The organism is Moorena bouillonii PNG (assembly GCF_001942495.1).
GTDB classification, from domain to species: domain Bacteria; phylum Cyanobacteriota; class Cyanobacteriia; order Cyanobacteriales; family Coleofasciculaceae; genus Moorena; species Moorena bouillonii.
Genome location: NZ_MKZS01000001.1, coordinates 5,654,764 through 5,661,528 on the forward strand (window position 1 = coordinate 5,654,764; position 6,765 = coordinate 5,661,528).

Annotated in this window: 7 protein-coding genes and 1 pseudogene; 2 read left to right on the plus strand and 6 right to left on the minus strand. The window is 45.5% G+C overall.

Going from position 1 to position 6,765, the window contains the following annotated elements:
• Positions 1 to 235: 235 nt before the first annotated feature.
• Positions 236 to 1,552 carry an RNA-guided endonuclease InsQ/TnpB family protein gene (locus BJP37_RS22995; protein ID WP_269087001.1) on the minus strand — a complete coding sequence of 439 codons (1,317 nt, stop codon included), beginning with the start codon at positions 1,550 to 1,552 and terminating at the stop codon, positions 236 to 238.
• Positions 1,553 to 1,615: 63 nt separating this feature from the next.
• On the opposite strand from BJP37_RS22995, the gene BJP37_RS41455 reads away from it, so the two are divergent.
• Positions 1,616 to 1,783, plus strand: a complete 168-nt coding sequence (locus BJP37_RS41455) for a hypothetical protein (RefSeq protein ID WP_198954039.1) — start codon at positions 1,616 to 1,618, stop codon at positions 1,781 to 1,783.
• A gap of 252 nt (positions 1,784 to 2,035) precedes the next feature.
• Here the strand turns inward: BJP37_RS41455 and BJP37_RS23000 are convergent, their stop codons facing one another.
• From BJP37_RS23000 to BJP37_RS23010, 3 genes are all read right to left on the minus strand, one after another.
• Positions 2,036 to 2,731, minus strand: coding sequence for a carboxypeptidase-like regulatory domain-containing protein (locus BJP37_RS23000; protein WP_158069730.1), 696 nt, complete (start codon positions 2,729 to 2,731; stop codon positions 2,036 to 2,038).
• A gap of 86 nt (positions 2,732 to 2,817) precedes the next feature.
• Positions 2,818 to 3,384 (minus strand): Pvc16 family protein, encoded by a 567-nt coding sequence (locus tag BJP37_RS23005; protein ID WP_070394513.1) that lies wholly within the window; start codon positions 3,382 to 3,384, stop codon positions 2,818 to 2,820.
• Between the two features lie 191 nt (positions 3,385 to 3,575).
• On the minus strand, positions 3,576 to 5,783 hold the full coding sequence (locus BJP37_RS23010) for an ATP-binding protein (RefSeq protein WP_075902275.1): 2,208 nt from the start codon (positions 5,781 to 5,783) through the stop codon (positions 3,576 to 3,578).
• Positions 5,784 to 5,941: 158 nt separating this feature from the next.
• Between BJP37_RS23010 and BJP37_RS42810 the strand changes: the two genes are divergently transcribed.
• Positions 5,942 to 6,127 (plus strand): hypothetical protein, encoded by a 186-nt coding sequence (locus BJP37_RS42810; protein WP_229415422.1) that lies wholly within the window; start codon positions 5,942 to 5,944, stop codon positions 6,125 to 6,127.
• A gap of 90 nt (positions 6,128 to 6,217) precedes the next feature.
• On the opposite strand, the gene BJP37_RS42815 is transcribed toward BJP37_RS42810, so the two are convergent.
• Both BJP37_RS42815 and BJP37_RS23020 read right to left on the minus strand, forming a co-directional pair.
• The gene (locus BJP37_RS42815; RefSeq protein ID WP_229415423.1) at positions 6,218 to 6,388 is read right to left on the minus strand and encodes a hypothetical protein; all 171 of its coding nucleotides are present in this window, start codon (positions 6,386 to 6,388) and stop codon (positions 6,218 to 6,220) included.
• Between the two features lie 2 nt (positions 6,389 to 6,390).
• Positions 6,391 to 6,679: pseudogene (locus tag BJP37_RS23020) on the minus strand (DUF433 domain-containing protein).
• Between the last annotated feature and the right edge of the window lie 86 nt (positions 6,680 to 6,765).

Here is a 6,765-nt window from a genome sequence, read left to right on the forward strand (position 1 = left end):
TTGAACCTCCCCACCCTGTAGAGGGATGGGGATTCCCCGGCACAACAACTATGTTGCTGTTATCTCCAAGGGCGTAACTTTCCCCCGCACGGTCGGTAGCTGGGTTTAAAGTTACCGTAAGATAGTGGAGCCTTTATAGTTTGCAGGCTATGAGTAAAAGAGGTGCGACCCGTGGCGAATTTAATTCGCCTACGGAAAGCGCACCTTTGGTTAAAAATTTGTAATTAAGGCTCCACTATCTAAGGCGCGCGTCTAATGGGTCAATACCCAGTTTTTTTAGACCCCGCATTCTGATATTTATTGCCCCATTAATATCGGCATCATCATAGTGGCCACAGTTGGTACAAACAAACTTTTCCTTTTTTCTGTTGGCTTTACTTATGTGATGACATTTTGGGCATTTTTGAGACGTATGCCTGGGATTTATCTTTACTACTGGTATGCCTGACTTTGCAGCCACGACCTCTACCTTTTTGACTAGTTCTCCCCAGGCTGCATTAGATATTGAGCGATTTAAACCTCTTTTAGTGGATTGTCCGTTACGGTCATATCCGCCATTTTCGTTGGGTTTGGGTTTACACCGAGACTTCATTGCCTTGATGTTCATATCCTCGAAAACTAGGGCATCTGTTCCATTAACTAATTGATTGGCAACATTCCATTGATACGCAGTACGTTTGTTTGTAATCCGCTCATGAAGTGAAGCTACCTTAGAGTAAGACTTTCCTCTATTTTTAGATCCTTTCCTTTTTCGGCTAGCCGCTTTTTGTCTGAGTTTTAGTCGCCTTTCTCTACGCCTAAAAGATTTTTGTTTGGCTGGATTCGCTATTGTCTTCCCATTAGATATACTGATTAATTTCTTGATACCTAGATCACAACCTTTAACTTTTAAAGGATCAATCTCATACTTGTCTTTTGTAAGGATTGCCGGAACTGACTTGTCTTCGATCTGAAGACTGACAAACCATCCCCGAGCTTTCCTACGAACAGTCACAGATTTTAGAGTGAATCCTTCAGGAATAGGGCGAGAGTTGTAAAAGCCCATCCAACCAATACCCGGAAGATATATTTTGTTCCCATCTAGTTTTACTTGACCAGGAGCATACTTGAAGCTTCTGAATCGTGACCTTCTTTTAGGCTTTGGATATCCAGTCTCTCCCTTAAAAAACTTAGAGAATGCGACATCTAACTGCCTTAGGGTTTGTTGCAGAACAGTTGAATGGATTATTTTGTACCAAGGTCTCTCCTTCTTGAGAATTGGAAGATTTGAACTGTGAGCCTCATACGCACTCCTCCTTGGATTTTTTTTGCTGTTTTTCCAGGGGTAACCCACGGAATGATTTCTGCTTACAGAACAAGTCAGCGGGCACACCTCTCCACCACTTCTCAGATCGCAGTAATTACCCAACCTTGGAGCTTTTACCTGATCATAAGAGTCATTTCTATCTCTTAATAGGTAGTTGTCTTCTGATCGCAACATGTCAAGCCATTTTTTCATCGTGGCTTCTTGTTGTCGGTTTGGCTTGAGTTTATAGGAGTACCCTAGCTGCATTTATTCGACCTTTCTGTTTATGCTACATTAATTATAGCTTATCGAAATACAGATGTCAACATTATGGGAAAAAGAACTGGGAGACCACCAATACATGGAGAGGCGAAGAAAGCGCATACAGTTAGAACAACAGATGCGGCATGGGAAGGTTTGAAACAAATGGCGATCAAGGCAGGTTTAAACTTGTCTGAGTACCTAGAATCCCTAGGCAAGACTGGTCGATTACCTTAAATATTTGAGAGGGAAATTCATCCTAGAGACGCGCGCCTTAGGATAGGGTCGCCTTTATGGTTAGTCGGCTATGCATAAAAGGGTTAAAACTTTTTGATTAAGGCTCCACTATCCTTACGGTAACTTCAACACCTTAAGAAGGATGGGGTATTCTTTCCCCCTCAAACTCCCCCTATTGATAAAAATTGTACTTAGTGGGATACAAGTAGTGATTTTAGCCACCGAAACCTTAACAAAACCTTTTCCAAACCACTACACCTTTACCACTACCAAATTGTGAGTGGTCACTTGCCCTTGGTTCAAGTCTACAAGTTGAGACGTTTCTTTCTGGTAGCCTTGGGCAACAACTTTAACCTTAACTGGACGAGCACTTGATTTATCCGTAGATGCTTCGAGACTACTCAGGAGATAGTTCCCATCGTTGTCAGTAAAGGTATACTCACCACTCCCCTCAATCTCAACTTTGGCCATAACGACAGCTTCACCGTCCTCTGAGTTGGTGACGTTACCCTTGAGAGCAGTTGGTTGGAAATAGAAATTAACAGTAGGTATCGCGATCGCACCATCTGAATCTCGTGACACCTGAACCTCGGTATCATCGGATTCGAGATCAGAATCAGGCGGTATCGTTTTGATGGTTGGGTCAGCACTATAGCGAGTACCCGTACCTAGCAAGGAAGCCGTCAAGGTATATGACCCATCAGGGAGATCCTGGAAGTAAAAATAGCCGTCAACTCTGGTACGAGTGCGGTCAGGTCGCTCGACCCTCTTTTCCCAGTCATCTCCATACAGGCCAGCTAGCAGATCTAACTTGCTTTTCAAGCTTTCGGGCATATCGGCAATTTCGACCACTGCTCCCGGAATCACCTGCTTAGTTTGGGCATCTTTAACCTGCCCAGCGATCGCAACCTGATGGCGGATTGCTTCCAACCTAATCTTATTTGACACGAGCAATACTCCCTTAGTCAACTATCTTGGTTATGGCTAATGGCTAATGGCTAATGGTAAATAGTCAACCAATTCCCAATCCGCAATTACCCAATCCTGATATCTGTTACCAAGGTTCCTGCCTCAACTGGATCATCGACTTCCACAGCCATAGTAAGGGTGTAGTTCAATGCTGGTCTGGGCTTTCCTCCCATTGCTTGCCAGAATTCACCCAAACTCTGTAGGTTGCTCTGACTCAGACTAACTGTCCTGATCGGAGGTTCCATCCCCATGAGGCTTCCCTGTAATACAGCCGCTGGAATTATACGATGACGCAGTAGCACTTTCATTACCTCCCCCAGCCATTGGTGCTCTTCTTGCTCTGGTCTTTGACCATTACCTGTAAGAGCGGACCAAGCGGTGATTAGGTAAGAGCAATCCACTCGCACTGGATTACGCCTTTTGGTTGCCCTACCGTTACTGCGTTCTGTTGACCAGGTGGTGTTGCGTAACTCCAGATTCTCACGCACATCGTAAAGAAAAAGATTAATCGCTGGTTTGACACTAAAATCCTTGTCAGGTGTGGCAAAGCTAATAGTAACTGACGAGATTAGCTCAGGAGGTAGTTCGCCCTTGAGCAATTCCTCCAACGTTCTATCCAGGTCATGAATCATCTCATTTCCTCACTCTTAGCCCAGGTCGCCAAATCATCGGCAAACTGGCTGAGGTCAATCGGCAATTTGAGTTGGCAAGTACCCACTTTAGTCTGCAAACTGTCCCTTAAATCTTCTCCGTAACAACAATACACACAACTTAAACGTGCTTAGTGAATTGTTTGCACAGTTATTTGAGTTATTACGAATCATCACATTAGGCCAGCATACTGACCAAAATCACCCTCTATTAACACTTTTCCCATCTTCTGATACTCTCGCCGGACTGCACGCAGCAGGTGATTCATCTTGACAATTCCACCATCATCTGCTGCTATAAAAGCAGCAGCCAGAGCAATATTACGAATATTGCCCCCAGCAATCTCGCAGTTACGGGCGATAAAATCTAAATCCAGTTCCTCAGAGCGAGGTACAGGACTAGGCCAGATTTGCTCCCAGATCCGGCGGCGGTCTTTGAGATTAGGAAAAGGAAACTCAATAATAAAACGTAATCGCCGGACAAAGGCATCGTCCATATTAGTGCGGAGGTTGGTGGTCAAAATCGCCACTCCTTCGTACTCCTCCATCTTTTGCAGGAGATAGCCAACCTCAATATTGGCGTAGCGGTCATGGGCACTGCTGATTTCAGAGCGCTTGCCAAACAGGGAATCTGCTTCATCAAACAGGAGAATGGCGTTAGCATTGGCAGCAGCTGTAAAGATGCGATTGAGGTTTTTTTCTGTCTCCCCGATATACTTACTGACCACTTGGGACAGGTCAATCTTATAGAGGTCAAGCTCTAATTCGTGGGCAATAATTTCCGCTGCCATGGTTTTACCAGTCCCTGGTGGGCCAGAAAACATCACATTCAGTCCTCTGCCCAGGGAAAGCTTGCTCTGGAAGTCCCACTCTTCCCACACCAGCTGTCGATATTTGGCTTGATTACAAATTTCCCGCAACTGAGCCTTTTGATTAACTGGCAGGACAATATCATCCCAGCTGTACTTAGGCTGAATCTGACGTGCCAATGAACCTAGTTGATGACCAGATTGGGCACGGGCTGCTGCAAATAGTTCCGACAAGGTGGGTTTTTCAAGGCAGTGTGGGAGGTTGGGAGTGTGGGGAGTGGGGGGAGTGTTTTGGGCAATTCGCCAACGGGCTCGATTACAGGCATCGATCACGGCATCAGTAATTTGCTCGGAATTGAGGCGGAAGCGATCGCATAAAGCATCTAGCTCTGGTCTGTCTAGGGAAATACCAGCTGCGGTTAGTTGATTCTGCCAACACCAGCGACGAACAGTAAACTCAGGGATGGGAAAAGGAACAGTAACCATTCCCATTGCTATAGTTTTCTCTGGCCTCCAGGGTTTTTCACCAGCGAGGATAGTAATTCCTTGATGGTCTGCTATGATTCTTAGCAGAGATAGATATTGACTGGAATTCTCGGAACTTTGTATAGTTTGTTGTAGAGTTTCTAGTCCTTCTAGGTAAACTAAAGCTTTCTGAAACCAGGCTTGACGGTAAGCTAGTTTCAGGGTTAGCTCCAAGTCAGCTTTGGCTTCTACAACCCGAGTTAAATTTACGGTTAGCAACGGTGCTTCCACAGCCCTGGCAATAGCTTGGGCGGCACGGTGTTTAACACTAGTATCTGCACCCTCAAAATACAGTGCCAGGGGTTTGCTTGCTTGCCAATCTTCGACAACTATTGTTAATAAAGCCTGCTTTACTTCCTGATGTAACGGTAGTTCTTCCAGGGAAATAGTCGGCTCAAGTAAGGTCGAGAAGGGTTTCAGTCGCTGATCTAATCCTTTTTCTCCCAACAGCAGAGCCAGGACTAGCCCATCCAGTTTAAGATTGTGAGCGAGCAGAGTAGGCTGGAGCTGATTAGGGTCCGAGACCAGGTGTAGTAGACTATGACCTAGGAGAGGAGCTTCTGGGGTAAAGTGACTACGCCGCGCCAGTTTCGCTTCCCCAGTTGGACAGAGCAGATTCAGGACGAGATCCACAGTGGGTCGTTTACACCGGATATCGTCTTGGAGATAGGTGTAGATTCGTTCATAGCGCCGGTCTAGTTCCGGGGCGAGAGCGATCGCAATAATATCGACATCGAAAGCAGAGAGGGCAAAGGTTTCTTGGAGCCATGCTAGAGATGAGCCTGCCAGGATAGCATCAGAGGGTAACTCCTGTTCGGTTTCTGTATCTACCTGCAATACTGGTGTTCCTGGTGGCCGAGTCAGCAACTGTTCCACTTCTTCCTGGTCAACTTGCATCCCCCGATAGGGATTAGTTGCAGCCATGGAACCATAGGTAACTTGGGCAGCGGCTAAAGCTCGTTCTAGCAGTCCGTCTAAGCGCTGTAACAGCAGAAAGAGTTGCTGAAATTGGGGGTTGGGAGGGAATACCTGGGTTTGGTTAATCATGGATTATAGCAAGGGAACAGCGGATCTGGGAACAGCGGATCTCGGATCTCGGAGCAGGGAGCAGGGAGCAGGGAGCAGGGAGCAGGGAGCAGGGAGCTAGTAGGGTAGGGTGGGCAAATTATCAAAGTTTGGCAATTTGATAGCGTGATCTAGTCCATTTGCCCACCAGAAAAGAGCGATTGGCCGTAGGCCACGCTACGCGATCGCACTCGCTTGGTGTCTTGGGTAAAGCTTACGCTATTATTCTCCCCAAGCACTTAAAAATTCTACTAGATTTTTCATTTCTTCTGCTGATGAGCGTGGCAATTATCCTTAAAATTCACCGCATTTACTCACCAATTTAATAGTTTTGAAACCCTAAAATAATCCCTGAATGTTATTGTATTTTTTCGATAAAATTAGTATGAATTCTATAAAAGTATCGGGCATTAAAGCTATAAATAAAACGCGCTTTGGTCATAGGCCCATTGTAATTGTTCTTCATCGCTACGGGACAACATTTGAGCTTCCCCTGTCGAGACAACATTCACGTTGCGAAGACGCAAGGCCGTTATCAGATCGCTATCCATGGTATCTTCATCTAAATAAAGGCGAATCTGTGTCATGTTTAGGCTAAGGTTGCCTGATAATGTTGTTTGGCCAGTTCTTCATAGGCGGTTTGTTCGGCTGCGATATCTTCGTCTATTTCCTGACGGTTAGCATGATAATAAGTTAATGCGGCATAAACTTGAGTGATTGTTAGGTGATTTAATCGTCTGGCTATTTCATAGCGCGTTGTTACCTTGATTATATAGGCCAGCAATTCGGCGCACAGAGGTTCGAGTTCCTGCAATGACTGGACGATTACTATTGGGATCAGTTGTGATTAGTTTGCCAATGTCGATAAGGGTTGCCAAGGGTTTTCGACCATAGATTTAGGGGGTTTTTCCTGGGGGGGCGACAAGCGCCCTGTAACCCTTGATATATCTTAAATTGACCAAAT

Excerpts from the sequence above, each read along its gene's own strand:
- BJP37_RS23005 (WP_070394513.1), bottom strand. The coding sequence starts at position 3,384 with ATGATTCATGACCTGGATAGAACGTTGGAGGAATTGCTCAAGGGCGAA.
- BJP37_RS41455 (WP_198954039.1), top strand. The coding sequence starts at position 1,616 with ATGGGAAAAAGAACTGGGAGACCACCAATACATGGAGAGGCGAAGAAA.
- BJP37_RS42815 (WP_229415423.1), bottom strand. The coding sequence starts at position 6,388 with ATGACACAGATTCGCCTTTATTTAGATGAAGATACCATGGATAGCGAT.
- BJP37_RS23010 (WP_075902275.1), bottom strand. The coding sequence starts at position 5,783 with ATGATTAACCAAACCCAGGTATTCCCTCCCAACCCCCAATTTCAGCAA.
- BJP37_RS22995 (WP_269087001.1), bottom strand. The coding sequence starts at position 1,552 with ATGCAGCTAGGGTACTCCTATAAACTCAAGCCAAACCGACAACAAGAA.